Genomic DNA, 13638 nt, shown 5'->3' with positions numbered 1-13638 from the left:
ATTGATGCCCTGTGGTTTCTGTGTTTGACCTGCGCGCCGTATCATAGATACGGGCAGGTCATAAAAAAACTCAGAAAACGCATTTGTTTTCTGAGTTTCTATTTAGTTACATAGTTTTGGCCGTATAGGCTTTTTTCTCAAGGGCTATTTTTGCTTTTTCGAGTAATGTAAGACTTCGCTGTTCGTCTTCAGCATCGATAAGAACTGCAAAATTACAACTGTCTCTCAGATATACCGGTGCTCTGACGATTCTATTGCTCACCTGATACCTTGCCAAAAGCTGTGATGCCGTAGAAACAACATAATAGCCGGAAAAGAAAAGATAGCATTTTTTATTATTCAAAGGGATTCCTCCCATCTATCAGATTTATATAAGTTTTTTAATCATACGAATGTATGTAGTCATAAAATCTGCACGCTTTATCTCTCTATCAGAAACAAGATCATATTCGGCTTCTTTTTCTTCTCCGTTATATATGATCATACTGCCCACTTTTCCACCCTTTTCTATTGGTAACTTGAGATCATCATATATTTCGATTTTTTTCTTTATATTGTCCTTACTGCCTTTTTTTACTGTGATTCCCAGATCATCTTCAGCTACAGCAGAAAATTTTACTTCATCACCTTTCGATACAGATACATCCTTTATTTTCTCACCTTTTTCAGCAAACTGCACTGTCTGATAATTGGCAAATCCATAATCCAGAAGCTTCGCCATCTCGGCAAACCTTATTTTGCTCGTTTCACACCCAAGTACCACTGCTATAAGTCTTGTTGAATCTCTTTCTGCAGCACCTGAAAGACAATAACCTGCATCCTGTGTAAAACCGGTCTTGACACCTATTGCTCCGCTATAATTTCTGATTAACTTATTTGTATTAGTCAGGGTAAATTTGCTTTCCTTTCCGGGAAGTCCTACCTTGATATCTTCTTGCCATGCCGTAAACCATTCTCGTGCATTTTCAAATTTCATAAGCTCTCTGGATATCATTCCTATATCATATGCACAGGAATAATGCTTTGCTACAGGAAGGCCATTGGTATTCACAAAATGACTATCCTTAAGACCCATTTTATTTGCACGTTGGTTCATCAGCTCCACGAAACTTTCCACACTTCCACTAAGATGCTCTGCGAGAGCAACACAGGTAGCGTTTAATTTTTCTATAGTTTGGGAACAATTTTTACTGGTGAAAATAAAATAATATGTCTACTTCTTTATTTTCGTGAACCTCTATTCTCTGAATTAATTCCGATACAACTTCTTTATTCAGAGTATCAATTGACATATGATTTTTAAATTTATTAATCCATCTGATTAAAGCCAGATCCTGCTCATCAGATGAATTTTCCTTTTTCTTTTGTAATTGCTCAATTTTATTTTTAAAAAAGGCTATTTGATCATTATATTTTTTCTTTAAAAGAAGATATTCATCTTTTGATACTATATTATCTATATAGCTCTCATAAAGCTTTTCTTTATATGTATTAAGCTTTTTTAACTCATCGTTTACATGCTCTAATTCACTTTCTATATTAGAAACCACTTTTTTAAACTCAATAGATTTTATCCTTTCAATTTCTTCTTCTTGTAAAATCCGCTCTCCTTCTTTATGTATAGCAGACAAAACTATATCTATCAAAACTTTTTCATGAATTTTATGGCTTGTACATGTTAAATTCCCATGAGCTTTATAAGTTTTACATACATAATATCTTTCTTTAGGTTTATTTTTACTTCTGGTAAAAGCTCGCACCATCGTTTTCCCACAATCTGCACAAAATAATCGTCTTGCAAAAATAGAATCATCTTTTTCAATAGCTTTAACAGGAACACTTTTCTTGCGTTTAATCTCCTGAGCCATCTCAAATGTAACCTTATCTATTATAGGGACATGTGTATTTTCAACTCTAATCCAATCTTTCTTGTCCACTGTCTTTTTACGTTTTGACTTAAATGAAGTTTTTACTGCCTTATTCTGGATTGTATTTCCAATATAAACTTCATTTTCTAAAATCCCTTTCACAGTTTGAGAAACCCAACATTTGTCTGACTCCCTCTCATGTGGATTATAATAATTCTGCTTTAATTGTGTTCTTTTATAGATAGCAGGTCTAAGAACCCCTTCTTCTGTAAGAATTCTTGCAATTTTACTTTTACCCATCCCGGCCAAATAAAGTGAAAAAATAAACCTTACTACATTTGCTGCATAATCATCTGGAATTAAACGATGATGATTGTTTGGGTCTTTGATATATCCATATGGAGCTGACGAACCTATAAATTCGCCTCTAAGCTGCTTAATACGAAAGCTCGCTTTTATATTAGCAGACAAATCTTCACAATACCATTCATTTATCAATCCATTTATTTGCCTTGCTTTTTTATTTCCTAAAACATTAGTATCTACATTATCTACAACACCTATAAAACGTATTCCCCATTCAACAAAATCATGATGAAGGTATCTTTCTAAATGCTCTATATTTCTTGTAAATCTTGCTTGAGTTTTTGCGATAACAATTTCAAAACGTCCTAATTTAGCATCCTCTATAAGTTTATTAAACTCTGGACGATCAGCATATAATCCACTATAATCATCATCCCGATATATTTTTGCAATCCTAAAATTATGTTGTTTCGCATATTCAATTAGCATCGATTCTTGATTTTTTATAGATTCACTATAATCACTTTCTTTTTTTTCAATATCTTCTTTAGATAGCCTACAATAAATTGCAGCTCTACTTTTCATTCCTCCTCCTTCTCAGTATTAAGATTTTGAATTGTTTAATTTAGAAAGTTGAGCTTTTAGAATTAACTTTTGAATAACGTTTTCCATACATTCATTTAATGGTCGATTACCATATTTTACATTTACGTTATATTCATTTTCTTTTTTTACTTCATTTTTCATACAAAACCTCCTATTTGTTTATACGTTTACAATATATTAATAAGTAAAGGTAATTATTCACATAATAAACACTTACTAAATATAAATATTCATACTATACTTATCAATAGACTTTATAATGATAATGTCATCTTTCTTTGCAACTTTTAAAAGCTCTTTGTATGCAGTACGATTAAAATCTTTTACCGACTACTTATCAAAATGAATTTTTTCTTTTTTCATACCTAAATTACAAAGAGCTTCAATTTGTCTTTCAAGTTTTTGTTCTTTACTGCTTACTCTTGAATATCCACATTTAATCATTCTCATTACCTCCAAATTTATATAAATATTATTTAGAGGCATTATAAGTTTATTGACTTATTTACCAGAATAATCTGCATAAAAAATAGCAACTATCACAGCTGCCATTTATCATTTTATTATTGCCATTCTTTAAAATTTTTCACCGCTTTATTATTTCTCCAAAACTTATCCATATCAGTAGAAATATACGAAACCAAGGCATCAGTTCCAATATTTTTTAAATTTGATGCCTTCAGTATTTCCTGACCATCTTCTACTAAAGTTGCCAGTATAGTCCAAGAACTTCTTACGCAAGGCCCCATCGTCTCCTATAATGTACTTCCGCAGCTATTACAATCCGGAAAATCAGAAAATTCAGCCTAAAATCCATCTTCTTCATGAAATATAGCAGGATATACTTCTAACATAATATACACTTCTTTCAATACAAAGAAAGCCTATTTAAGATTGGTATGTCGGCATTGTATACTGGAATCACTTCAATCCGATTGCCTTTTTCATTAAATGATGACTTCCTTTTTAAGGTAAACCGGGTATACCGTCTGGTCTGTTCGTACTCCGCACGGATTTACTTCTGTGTACTGTACTGAAAGACTTCCTCCTGTATCTATTCCGGCAACAGAGAGAGGACAGCGGCAAGTTCATCTCCATAGAGAACAACGATCTGCCCGCATGTGATAAAACATTCCAATACTCTGTTGTTATTTGATAAGCCATCTGTAATCCTGTCTGCAATCTACTATATAGTCAGCATAAACGATGTCATCAATTATCTGGAAAATTATCATATAACGTTTTTCAAACAGGATAAAACGGTAGGCATTTCTGGGGATATATTTCCCTGTGAGCCACGGACATCTCTGAGGCATCAGTTCTAATGAATTTGCTGTCTTTTCAAACTCTACAGTCAAGCGTTCCGCTACCTCTGGACTAACCTGTGCCAGAAATGCGGCGTATGAAACAAGCATCTGCGTTGCCCGTTTCGATACAATCACATGGTATTTATTCTGCTTTTCCACGATCTGACGCCTCCTTGATTGCACTACGCATCATAGCAGCGACTTCATCGACAGAGTATCCTTTGCTTCCACGTATCCTATCTTCCTCGACAGCAAGCAGTTCTTCACGGAGCTTCAGCATTTTTTCCCTGCGGTTGTAAGTTTCAATGTCCATAACGACTAAATCGCCCTCACCGTTCTTGGTAAGGAAAACCGGTTCTTCGGTCTTTCGGCACATATCGGCAATCTCGTTATAGTTCTGACGGATGGCTGCAGATGGTCGAATATTCATAGCTTAACTCTCCCTTTATTTTCATATCAATATTATATATATATTATATCTTTTTACGACTATGAGATCAAATATATTTATCTTATCCACTCAGCTCCAACACATTTTGCAAAAATCTGTTCCCATCCGTTGACCTCTAAAGACACGGAAGATTTCATTGCCATCATATACACAATTTCTTTCGCAAGCATATCTATGAATTTTGCAGGAAATTTATTCAAATCAAAGCTGTACGTTTCGCTTTCCTTTTTGCAATTATTTCAAGTGACACATAATGCCTTTTATCCACATTCTCTTCAAAAATATTGTCTAAAACTTTCTTTTATGTCAAATCTCCAATCCATTAATGCTGGTAGTAAGTGAAACTGGAGCGTGATGATCTTTTGGACTGTCCTACCCCAGTTGGTTTTCTATATTTAAGGAAAAATTCATAGTCAAGTATGAAAACATACTTGACTATGAGTACGATTTCATACTATAATAAAAGCCATTTAAGTATGAAATCATACTAAGGAGGTAAGTTTATGCAGGGAAAAGCAAGTGAAATACAACGGGATTTCAACAAATTTGACAAAGAAATTGATGAATTATACCATGAGACAGCGTTGAAAATGGGGATTTCGGATAGTGCATTTTGTATCTTTTATATTCTTTACGATCTGGGAGATGGTTGTCTGCAAAAGGATATTTGCCACGAAGCTTTTCAAAATAAACAGACAGTCAATTCTTCCATTCGAAAGCTGGTACAAGAGGGATACATTTATCTAAAACAGGGACGAGGACGGGATAAACACATTTTTTTAACCGAGGCCGGAAAACAATTTGTTGAAAACCATATTGTGCCGGTAGTTCAAAAAGAAAATGAGGCTTTTAGCGCTCTGAAAGAGGAAGAACAAAAGGAACTTTTACGCTTAACAAATATTTATATAGAAAATTTGAGGAGAAAATTAAATGAGCTTTGATTGCATTTTCCGCAGCAGACTACTGAATTTAGGAGGCGACGCAGAATGAAAACAATTTTACAATTTATAAAACCGTATAAGTGGCTTTGTTTTTTTACATTAATAGTAATGTTTTTAGATGTCGCGGGCGGTTTGCTCATTCCAACCATCACAGCAAATATGATAAATGCCGGTATCAACGGTGGGAATATGGACTATCTAATCCGCAGCGGAATACTTATGCTGATTGTAACAATCGTTACCAGTTTAGGTGCACTGCTGGGAAGCTACCTCGCCGCAGACCTTTCTTCTAAAATTGGCCGGGATATGCGGAACGATCTTTATGATAAGTCACTTACTTTTTCCTCCTATGATTTTGAACAGTTTGGGACCGGCTCTATGATTACCCGCACACTGAACGATGTAAATGTTGTCCAGCAAGGCGCTGTATGGTTTATCCAAATGGTACTGCCTGTTCCCGCAGTTTGTATCATGGGAATTGTTATGGCGTTTTCCATTGATACCATGATGGGTTTCCTGCTGACAGGAGCAACAGTTTTCATTTTGCTTCTGGCAATCCTTGTTACTCGTAAAGCCTCGTTAATTTTTGATAAGCTGCAAAAATTCCTTGATCGGATGAATGTTGTTCTTCGGGAAAATATTACGGGTGTTCGTGTCATTCGTGCTTTCAACAAAGAAAAAGATGAAGAAAAACGGATGAAAAAATCTTTTGAGGATTATGCGGAAGCAGCAATCAGCGCAAACCGCCTGTTTGCCGGCTTAGAGAGCATTGCCTTGTTTGCAATCAATTTGATAATTGTCATTATCCTTTGGTTAGGCGGGAACCGGATTGGTGCTGGATTTATGGAAATCGGAGATATTACTGCCCTGACACAATATGCCATGATGATCCTTTTTTATATCATTATGGCTCAAATGGTGATGATTTTAATACCTCGTGCTATGATTTGTGTTCGGAGAATTTCCGACGTACTACATCTTACACCGGAAATTCAAGATGGAGGTCTGTCTGTTGACAATAACTCCAGTCAAACTAAAGAAGTTATACGCTTCAAAGCTGTAAGTTTCCGCTTCACAGACGCAGGCGAAAATACCTTAGAAAACTTAGATTTTATTTGTAAACGTGGGGAAACGACCGCTATTATCGGCAGCACCGGCAGCGGAAAATCTACGGTTGCCCAAATGATTTTACGGTTTCACGATGTTACCTCCGGATCTGTCCTCCTAAATGGCAAAGATATTCGCAGCATGCCGCAGAAAGAATTAAGGGAACATATTTCCTATGTACCGCAAAAAGCATGGCTGTTTTCCGGCACGATTGCCGATAATCTACGGCATGGAAATGACCGGGCGACCGAACAGCAAATGAAGCACGCTTTGTCGGTTGCACAGTCTGAATTTGTTTATGATCTCCCCGATGGTCTTTATTCCCGCGTATCACAAGGCGGCACCAACTTTTCAGGCGGGCAAAAACAGCGTCTTTCAATTGCGCGGGCATTGGCAAAAAAAGCCGATCTTTATATTTTTGACGATAGCTTTTCCGCTCTGGACTTTAAGACTGATGCGGCGTTACGGAAAGCCCTTGCAAATGAAGTAAAAGACGCTGCCGTACTGATTATCGCCCAGCGGATCAGTACGATTATGAATGCGGAGCAAATTATTGTGCTGGAAGAAGGGCGAATTGTCGGAATTGGCAATCACGACTTCCTAATACAGACCTGCCCTGTCTATCAGGATATTGCAAAATCCCAAATAAAAGGAGATATGAACCATGAGTGATAATAACAACAATATAGAAGTCCTTGCAGATGAAATGGACTTTGAAACACCGGATCATGCATGGCAGACATTAAAAAGGATGTGGCGATCCGTAGCCGAACAGCATAAGCGGTTAGCAGTTGTGCTTGTGTCGGTAGTTCTTTATACTTCTCTCTCTATTATTGCGCCCTTGTATAGCGCACATATTATAGATTTGCTTTGGAATAACATAAAAGAAACACTTGCATCAGGTACAGCCTTCCAAATTACATGGGAGACAGGTGGTCGAGACATCGCTTTTTTGCTGTTAATTTATTTAGCAGCGGCTTTGTTTTATACCCTTCAATCGTTTCTTATGGCAAGTTTCGCAGAAAGACTTAGTTTACGATTGCGGACCGAAATCAGCGAAAAACTAAACCGACTCCCTCTGGCGTTCTTTGACCGTACTAAAACAGGATCGATTCTCAGCCGGACAATCAATGACTTGGATAAAACATCTGAAGCCCTGCAAACAGGAATGTTGAAGCTGTTTACAGCTGTTGGTATGATTGTTGGCTCTTTGGTTATGATGTTCCGCTTTAGTATTCTATTGACACTTGTTTTTTTGGTGTTTACAGGAATTGCACTGGCAGCTACGAATTTTGTATCTGCAAAAACACTGAAATCTGCCATGAAACGACAGCAATGTGTGAGTAATGTAACCGCACAGGTAGAAGAAGTGTACAGCGGCCGGGTTATCATAAAAGCATTTAATCGGGAGGGAAACAGTTCTGAAAATATGCATAGAGCCACAGAGGAATTGGCCGAAGCTACAAAAAAGGCAGATTTTATGATAAACGCTATCAATCCGGCAATTCGCTTGATTAACCGTTTCGGTCAAGTACTGATTGCGGTATTGGCAGGAAAAATGCTAATAGAAGGAAGATTGACCGTCGGTATATTTCAAGCATTTTTCCAGTATGCGAATCAGGCTTCGGAACCACTCACGGAAGCTGCCTACATGATAAACAGTATGCAATCCGCTTTAGCTTCTCTGGAACGGATTTATAAGCTGTTGGACGAAGAAGAACTTTCACCGGAACCTACCCTCCCTACTGTTGTGGATCAGGCAAAAGGAACGATAGAATTTCAAAATGTCCGATTTGGATATACGCCGGACAAAATCTTAATGCATAATATCAACTTTTCTGTAAAACCGGGACAGAAGGTTGCAATCGTTGGTAGCACAGGAGCCGGAAAGACAACGCTTATCAATCTGCTTATGCGGTTTTACGAGCTAAACGGCGGAAAAATCACTTTAGACGCAGTCGACACAAAGGATATGACCCGTTCCAATCTAAGAAGCAATTTTGGAATGGTGCTGCAAGATACATGGTTGTTTGGCGGTACGATTGCAGAAAACATCGCTTATAGCAAACCAAACGCTACCCGCGAAGAAGTCGTAGCGGCAGCAAAAGCGGCCAGAGTCGATTTCTTTGTTCGCACTATGCCGCACGGATATGATACGCTTTTAAGTAACGACGCAGAAAATATTTCTATCGGCCAGCGGCAGCTTCTAACCATAGCCAGAGTATTCCTTTGTGATCCGGCAGTTATCATTTTGGACGAAGCGACTTCCAGCGTCGATACCCGCACGGAAATTGAGATCGGCAAAGCTATGAAAGCCTTGATGAAGAACAGAACGAGTTTTGTAATCGCTCACAGGCTTTCGACTATTATAGACGCTGATTTAATCCTGTTTATGCAAAACGGAAATATTATCGAGCAAGGAACACACAGAACTTTGTTAAAGGCAAAAGGAGCTTATGCCGATCTGTATTATAGCCAGTTTGCGTGATGCCTTTGTCACAAAATAAAGACAGAAACAGTCGCATTATATAGCAAAATAAAGCACTTTACTGCGACTGTATATAGTTTCATTTTGCAAGTGAAGTAAATAAATCACCATCAAAAAAAGAAACGCCGATAGTATCAATAAATGATTCCGCCAGCGTTATATTTTCAATTTATGCCTTTGCCTACTAAGATAAAATTCTGATTAAAAGAACAAAGCAGGGCTATTACCATTGGATTTAAGACTCTGAAGAAAGCGAAATCGTAATTATCAATCGTCTCCTCCCACACCCGCCCGATGGAAGAAATGTACTGTCGCTTTGCAAGCGAAAACTTAGTATCGGCCGCCTGGCTGTCATATTCAAATATATAAAAAATCATAAAGATAGAAGTTTTTAAATGGCAATCAAAGTTATTTCTGTCGGATATATGGGAGAACTTTTATATCTTAAATAAAATTTATAATTGTCAGATATATTATTTATCATTTTAGGGATTTTCCATAAATCTTCATTATTGTGATAAACTGATATAAGTAATTTAGGATGATTATTAAAAATATGATTTTTTGCACCTATTATAGCTTTTTGTTCAAAACCTTCAATATCGGCTTTTATGAGTGTTAAAGGCTCGTCTATATCATCATCTAAAGTAGTCATTGATACTTCAATCCCCTCCTCACTACCAAGTGTATTTGCAGAAGAACTTGCTGTACATTCTGATAGGAACATTTTCTCTTTTCTATCTCCAATACCTTTTAATCTAAAATCTATATTTTTATATTCTTTTAAATTTTCTTGAAGAATCTTAAATATATCAGGAGTAATTTCATAGCAATATATTTTTTTATAGCAATCTTTTCCATAATTATTTATATAAGAAAGCACAGTATCTCCTGTAAAAGCTCCTAAATCTACGATAACTTCATCTTTTCCACATTTTAAAATATCTAAATCAAAATAACTGTCAAAAAGGTATTCTTTTGTTTGCGATGTTGTTTTAAAATCATATCTGTACCAGTTACTCAAAATAGCAAAAAGAGTTTTTTTGGATCTGTAATCCATTAGACGATTATATAACCATATAAAATCATTTATGTGTTCAAATAAAGCTTTTCCTTTTAATTCTATTTCTTCATAAATACCATTGTCTATATCAAGCTTTCCCCAATAGTTAAATTTATTGAAAAAATTCATGCAACTTTTCTTTGTTTGCAGAGGTATTAAATCAAAAGCTTTCCTGATTTTATAATAAAGCTCTTTTTCACGTAACCCTTTAATTTCGTTAACTAACTCATGGAATTCTCTATCTATAATATTCATTATATTCCCCTTCCGTTTAATTTGGTATATAACTATATGATTACGCTACCACTAATATGAAATTAAAAAAATAAATCTACATTTTAATAAATAATATAGATTTATAGAGAAGAAATATTATATTATTTTTTGCACATTAAACTTCAGACAATTTTTTGACTAACCCTATATAACCCTACAAATGACGACTCAGTAAATACAGAATACAACTTTTACTGCATACTGTGAACATGGCTACCCACCGCGATATTCTTCCTTCCAAATTTTTTAATGCATCTGACTATGTTCGAACGCTCGTTCTTATTTTCTTGCTGACAAACAAAGAAGGGCAAATTCCTAAAACTTGTCTCCTAATGATATGCTCCAACCTACAAGTGTCCTTGGCCACAATATCATGGGAAACACCAGACTCGATGAGCTGCCTCATAAAAAACTAATGCTTTTCATAAACACGTTTAGCTATCTGGTTACCCTGTTCTGTAAAAGTTAGTTACCATTCACCTCTTTTAACAGGCACTTCTTTTTAGATAGCTCTTTGACGGAATGTCTGACAGAAGATTTTATTATCCCAGTTCCCATCGAAAATTACAACATGCTTGTATCAATTCCTTATCATGTGTAATCACCAATATAGTTTTCCCTTCGGCTGCTGCGTTTGTCAATGCAGCAGCAATTTTACGCATATTTCCCCCATCCAGACCCGACGTTGGCTCATCTAACAGCAAAATTTCCCTATCAGATAGCAGCCCACAGGCAATTGAAAGTCGCTGTTTCTGACCACCGGAAAGAGATGCCGGGTGCGCATCCTTGTATGTATACAGACCAAACTCTTTCAACAATGCTCTGGCTCGCTCCAATCTCTCAGGAAAATAGCTTGAATGAAGCAATAATTCATCTGTTACACTGCTTGTAAAAAATTGCGTTCCTGTATCATTAGAGCTGTACCACACAGCCTTCCTGCGTTTTCCTTCCGATAGCTTTTTTCCTCTTATATAGATTTCTCCTTTGCTCTGTTTCCACAACCCTGTTAATACCATGGCAAGAGTAGTTTTACCAACGCCGTTTTTTCCGGTAAGCGCAACAATCTGTCCGGCGGGTAGAGAGAAATTCAGGTTTTCAAAAATGGCAGTCTTTTTGCGTTTGAATGTCAGATTAACAGAGCAAAAATTTTCTTTCCCAATATCCATTAAAAACGTTGGTAGTGAGGGCTCCTTTTCAATTATTTCCCGCAAACCATACCGTTTTCGTTCTTCTTCAGAAATACCCTGCATCTGTGCCAATGTCTTTTCCCATTGGATGGTTCCATTTGAAACATATACAAAACGATCTGCAATATCATTCAGCCATGTAAGGCGATGCTCTGCAATAATGAGCGTATTTCCTTCGTTTTTTAGTTTCCTAAAAGTGTTTGCAAGTCTTAAAGCCCCTTCACCATCCAGATTTGCTGTAGGTTCGTCGCAAACATAGATACAAGGACGCAACGCATAAACTGATGCGACCGCCACACGCTGTTTCTCACCGCTGGACAGTACATCTAAGGGACGCATACACAGGCTCTCCAATCCAAAAGACGCAATTGCATCATCCGTGCGTTTCCGTATTTCCTGCTTTGACATACCATAATTTTCACAGGCAAATGCAACTTCACCTGCAAGCTCCGAAGAAAAAAACTGACTCTTGGGATCCTGGAATACACTTCCTATTTCCATACCTATCCTCCAACTCGGAAGTGCAGAAATCTCTGCACCGTTTACCCATATGGAACCATTTAAACTTCCTTGATAATAAGATGGAGCCAAACCGTTTATCAACCTTGTTATCGTTGTTTTTCCGCCTCCTGACGGACCTGTCAGCACAACACATTCTCCGTCGCGCACAGTAAGGTCAATATCATGGACGCCCTCTTTGCAACCTGCATACTGGAATGTCACATTCTGTAAGGAAATCATATACATACACCCCCAATACTAAAGAATACCACCGTCACGATAAACCAGAGTACCAGCCATATATAGTCATAGATGCCTACCTTCTTTCCATAATAGCTGCCACGTTTTCCGGGCCGTTCCGCTCCGCGCGCTACGGCTGAAACTGAAAGCTGGTCGGCAATTTGCAAACAACGTAGCAATAGAGGTACAAGAACATATTCACAAGACGCCATCGGATGTCTTACAATTTGTATAGGTGCAGTCAGTCCCCGGTTACGCATAGAGAGCCATACACACTTCAACTCAGACTTCATTGTAGGAAAAAAGCGAAATATGACTAACAAGCCGAGTATCACAGATGTAGGCGTGTGAACACGGGATAAAAATGCTGAAAACTCACCAGGTGGTGTAGTAATAAGATCCCAAGATACAAAGAAAACTGGCGTTAAGTTCCAGAACATCAGCACATAAAATTCTGAAAATACTACTGGATGGAATTCATGGAAACGGATAAAGTATAAAAGCCCCATAAGAATTATGTAAAATATCACCATAGAAAACAGAAGTCTCCAATTTTGCTGAAATCCTAAATAGACAAAGCCTGCGACTGTAAATATGCATGTCAACATGGTGTCAGAAGTCAGGGATATTCCAATAATTGTGCAAGCTAATACCCAAAGTTTAACCGGAATAGCAAAGTTCTTACGACGCATTAAAGGACTCCTGCTTTTTTGAAATGCTTATTAACCAGTTTTCCGCCAATCAGACTGCCAAGGAATCCGCAAAGCATTGTAAACAAAATGATGAACATCAGCCAACCCGGAGATGTATAATAATGGACAAAGGAATCAATGTAACTTTGTTCCATGCCGCTAGAAAGTGCAAAGGCTTCATAGGTATCCCAAAAGAACCAAATGGGCAGAAGATTCACTCCATTATACAGCAGGCTTGCTGTTGACCAAGCTATAATCATTTTCTTTTTCGAGTTCCAGCCATCCTTCCACAAGATTGCCTCACAGATGATTCCCACAATAAAAAAATATGGAAGCAGATACCAGTTCCCCATGATGAGAAATACAAGACCAAGTATTATCATATAAATCAGCGACACGAAATGTTTACGTACCCGGCTTATCATGAGAAAATAAACAGGCGCACATAAAATCATAGTAATGCCCACTGACAGAACCATGCTGACAAAGTCATTTGCCATGCAAACCATATTTACAATAAGTTGGATGACAATGAGTAACACGGTAAGCAGCACCGTAGTAATTACATCCTTGATGTTCCATTTCTGCGTTGTTTTCATTAAATT

The 13638-nt window shown here is 37.2% G+C and carries 16 protein-coding genes; 3 read left to right on the top strand and 13 right to left on the bottom strand.

Translation table 11 applies throughout. The features are described from left to right. Positions 1 to 106: 106 nt before the first annotated feature. From H8692_RS08630 to H8692_RS08590, 9 genes are all read right to left on the bottom strand, one after another. A complete protein-coding gene (locus H8692_RS08630) occupies positions 107 to 343 on the bottom strand; it encodes a putative Se/S carrier-like protein (RefSeq protein WP_177268643.1) in 237 nt (78 codons plus the stop codon). A 24-nt stretch (positions 344 to 367) separates the two neighbouring features. Next, complete coding sequence (locus H8692_RS10950; RefSeq protein WP_346727794.1) at positions 368 to 1171, bottom strand: D-alanyl-D-alanine carboxypeptidase family protein; 804 nt, start codon at positions 1169 to 1171, stop codon at positions 368 to 370. A 16-nt stretch (positions 1172 to 1187) separates the two neighbouring features. Then, positions 1188 to 2759: a recombinase family protein gene (locus tag H8692_RS08620; protein ID WP_187525482.1), complete on the bottom strand. Its 1572-nt coding sequence runs from the start codon at positions 2757 to 2759 to the stop codon at positions 1188 to 1190. An 18-nt stretch (positions 2760 to 2777) separates the two neighbouring features. Next, complete coding sequence (locus tag H8692_RS08615) at positions 2778 to 2921, bottom strand: hypothetical protein (protein ID WP_177268649.1); 144 nt, start codon at positions 2919 to 2921, stop codon at positions 2778 to 2780. 189 nt (positions 2922 to 3110) lie between these two features. After that, positions 3111 to 3224, bottom strand: a complete 114-nt coding sequence (locus tag H8692_RS08610; RefSeq protein WP_187525481.1) for a recombinase family protein — start codon at positions 3222 to 3224, stop codon at positions 3111 to 3113. Between the two features lie 119 nt (positions 3225 to 3343). After that, positions 3344 to 3529 carry a hypothetical protein gene (locus H8692_RS08605; protein WP_177268653.1) on the bottom strand — a complete coding sequence of 62 codons (186 nt, stop codon included), beginning with the start codon at positions 3527 to 3529 and terminating at the stop codon, positions 3344 to 3346. Between the two features lie 399 nt (positions 3530 to 3928). Continuing rightward, positions 3929 to 4246: a type II toxin-antitoxin system RelE/ParE family toxin gene (locus H8692_RS08600; protein ID WP_177268655.1), complete on the bottom strand. Its 318-nt coding sequence runs from the start codon at positions 4244 to 4246 to the stop codon at positions 3929 to 3931. Beyond that, entirely contained in the window at positions 4230 to 4517 is a 288-nt protein-coding gene (locus H8692_RS08595; RefSeq protein ID WP_177268657.1) for a type II toxin-antitoxin system Phd/YefM family antitoxin, read from the bottom strand. The genes H8692_RS08600 and H8692_RS08595 overlap by 17 nt, the downstream gene beginning before the upstream one ends. Positions 4518 to 4594: 77 nt before the next feature. After that, positions 4595 to 4738: a hypothetical protein gene (locus H8692_RS08590; RefSeq protein ID WP_187525671.1), complete on the bottom strand. Its 144-nt coding sequence runs from the start codon at positions 4736 to 4738 to the stop codon at positions 4595 to 4597. A gap of 303 nt (positions 4739 to 5041) precedes the next feature. Between H8692_RS08590 and H8692_RS08585 the strand changes: the two genes are divergently transcribed. From H8692_RS08585 to H8692_RS08575, 3 genes are read left to right on the top strand one after another with little or no spacing between them, the layout of a single operon-like run. Next, positions 5042 to 5479, top strand: a complete 438-nt coding sequence (locus H8692_RS08585; RefSeq protein ID WP_177268658.1) for a MarR family winged helix-turn-helix transcriptional regulator — start codon at positions 5042 to 5044, stop codon at positions 5477 to 5479. Between the two features lie 45 nt (positions 5480 to 5524). After that, positions 5525 to 7258 (top strand): ABC transporter ATP-binding protein, encoded by a 1734-nt coding sequence (locus tag H8692_RS08580; protein ID WP_187525480.1) that lies wholly within the window; start codon positions 5525 to 5527, stop codon positions 7256 to 7258. Then, a complete protein-coding gene (locus tag H8692_RS08575) occupies positions 7251 to 9074 on the top strand; it encodes an ABC transporter ATP-binding protein (protein ID WP_187525479.1) in 1824 nt (607 codons plus the stop codon). Before H8692_RS08580 ends, H8692_RS08575 begins: the two co-directional genes overlap by 8 nt. A 391-nt stretch (positions 9075 to 9465) precedes the next feature. On the opposite strand, the gene H8692_RS08570 is transcribed toward H8692_RS08575, so the two are convergent. The 4 genes from H8692_RS08570 to H8692_RS08555 all read right to left on the bottom strand — a co-directional run bounded on the left by H8692_RS08570 (position 9466) and on the right by H8692_RS08555 (position 13632). Beyond that, entirely contained in the window at positions 9466 to 10392 is a 927-nt protein-coding gene (locus H8692_RS08570; RefSeq protein ID WP_187525478.1) for an FkbM family methyltransferase, read from the bottom strand. 563 nt (positions 10393 to 10955) lie between these two features. Then, positions 10956 to 12341 carry an ABC transporter ATP-binding protein gene (locus H8692_RS08565; protein WP_187525477.1) on the bottom strand — a complete coding sequence of 462 codons (1386 nt, stop codon included), beginning with the start codon at positions 12339 to 12341 and terminating at the stop codon, positions 10956 to 10958. Next, positions 12338 to 13033 (bottom strand): energy-coupling factor transporter transmembrane component T family protein, encoded by a 696-nt coding sequence (locus H8692_RS08560; RefSeq protein WP_187525476.1) that lies wholly within the window; start codon positions 13031 to 13033, stop codon positions 12338 to 12340. Before H8692_RS08560 ends, H8692_RS08565 begins: the two co-directional genes overlap by 4 nt. After that, entirely contained in the window at positions 13033 to 13632 is a 600-nt protein-coding gene (locus H8692_RS08555; RefSeq protein WP_187525475.1) for an MptD family putative ECF transporter S component, read from the bottom strand. Before H8692_RS08555 ends, H8692_RS08560 begins: the two co-directional genes overlap by 1 nt. Positions 13633 to 13638 lie beyond the last annotated feature (6 nt).

Origin of the sequence: Lentihominibacter hominis (genome assembly GCF_014385065.1) — a bacterium.
Taxonomy (GTDB): domain Bacteria; phylum Bacillota; class Clostridia; order Peptostreptococcales; family Anaerovoracaceae; genus Lentihominibacter; species Lentihominibacter hominis.
The sequence above is the reverse complement of the archived record's forward strand: the minus strand, read 5'-3'. Positions and strand labels throughout refer to the sequence as shown.

Coding starts and splice junctions, on each gene's coding strand:
- H8692_RS08560 (WP_187525476.1), bottom strand. CDS start 13,033: ATGCGTCGTAAGAACTTTGCTATTCCGGTTAAACTTTGGGTATTAGCT.
- H8692_RS08585 (WP_177268658.1), top strand. CDS start 5,042: ATGCAGGGAAAAGCAAGTGAAATACAACGGGATTTCAACAAATTTGAC.
- H8692_RS08575 (WP_187525479.1), top strand. CDS start 7,251: ATGAGTGATAATAACAACAATATAGAAGTCCTTGCAGATGAAATGGAC.
- H8692_RS08580 (WP_187525480.1), top strand. CDS start 5,525: ATGAAAACAATTTTACAATTTATAAAACCGTATAAGTGGCTTTGTTTT.
- H8692_RS08555 (WP_187525475.1), bottom strand. CDS start 13,632: ATGAAAACAACGCAGAAATGGAACATCAAGGATGTAATTACTACGGTG.
- H8692_RS08615 (WP_177268649.1), bottom strand. CDS start 2,921: ATGAAAAATGAAGTAAAAAAAGAAAATGAATATAACGTAAATGTAAAA.
- H8692_RS08570 (WP_187525478.1), bottom strand. CDS start 10,392: ATGAATATTATAGATAGAGAATTCCATGAGTTAGTTAACGAAATTAAA.
- H8692_RS08605 (WP_177268653.1), bottom strand. CDS start 3,529: ATGGGGCCTTGCGTAAGAAGTTCTTGGACTATACTGGCAACTTTAGTA.
- H8692_RS08610 (WP_187525481.1), bottom strand. CDS start 3,224: ATGATTAAATGTGGATATTCAAGAGTAAGCAGTAAAGAACAAAAACTT.
- H8692_RS08620 (WP_187525482.1), bottom strand. CDS start 2,759: ATGAAAAGTAGAGCTGCAATTTATTGTAGGCTATCTAAAGAAGATATT.
- H8692_RS08565 (WP_187525477.1), bottom strand. CDS start 12,341: ATGATTTCCTTACAGAATGTGACATTCCAGTATGCAGGTTGCAAAGAG.
- H8692_RS08595 (WP_177268657.1), bottom strand. CDS start 4,517: ATGAATATTCGACCATCTGCAGCCATCCGTCAGAACTATAACGAGATT.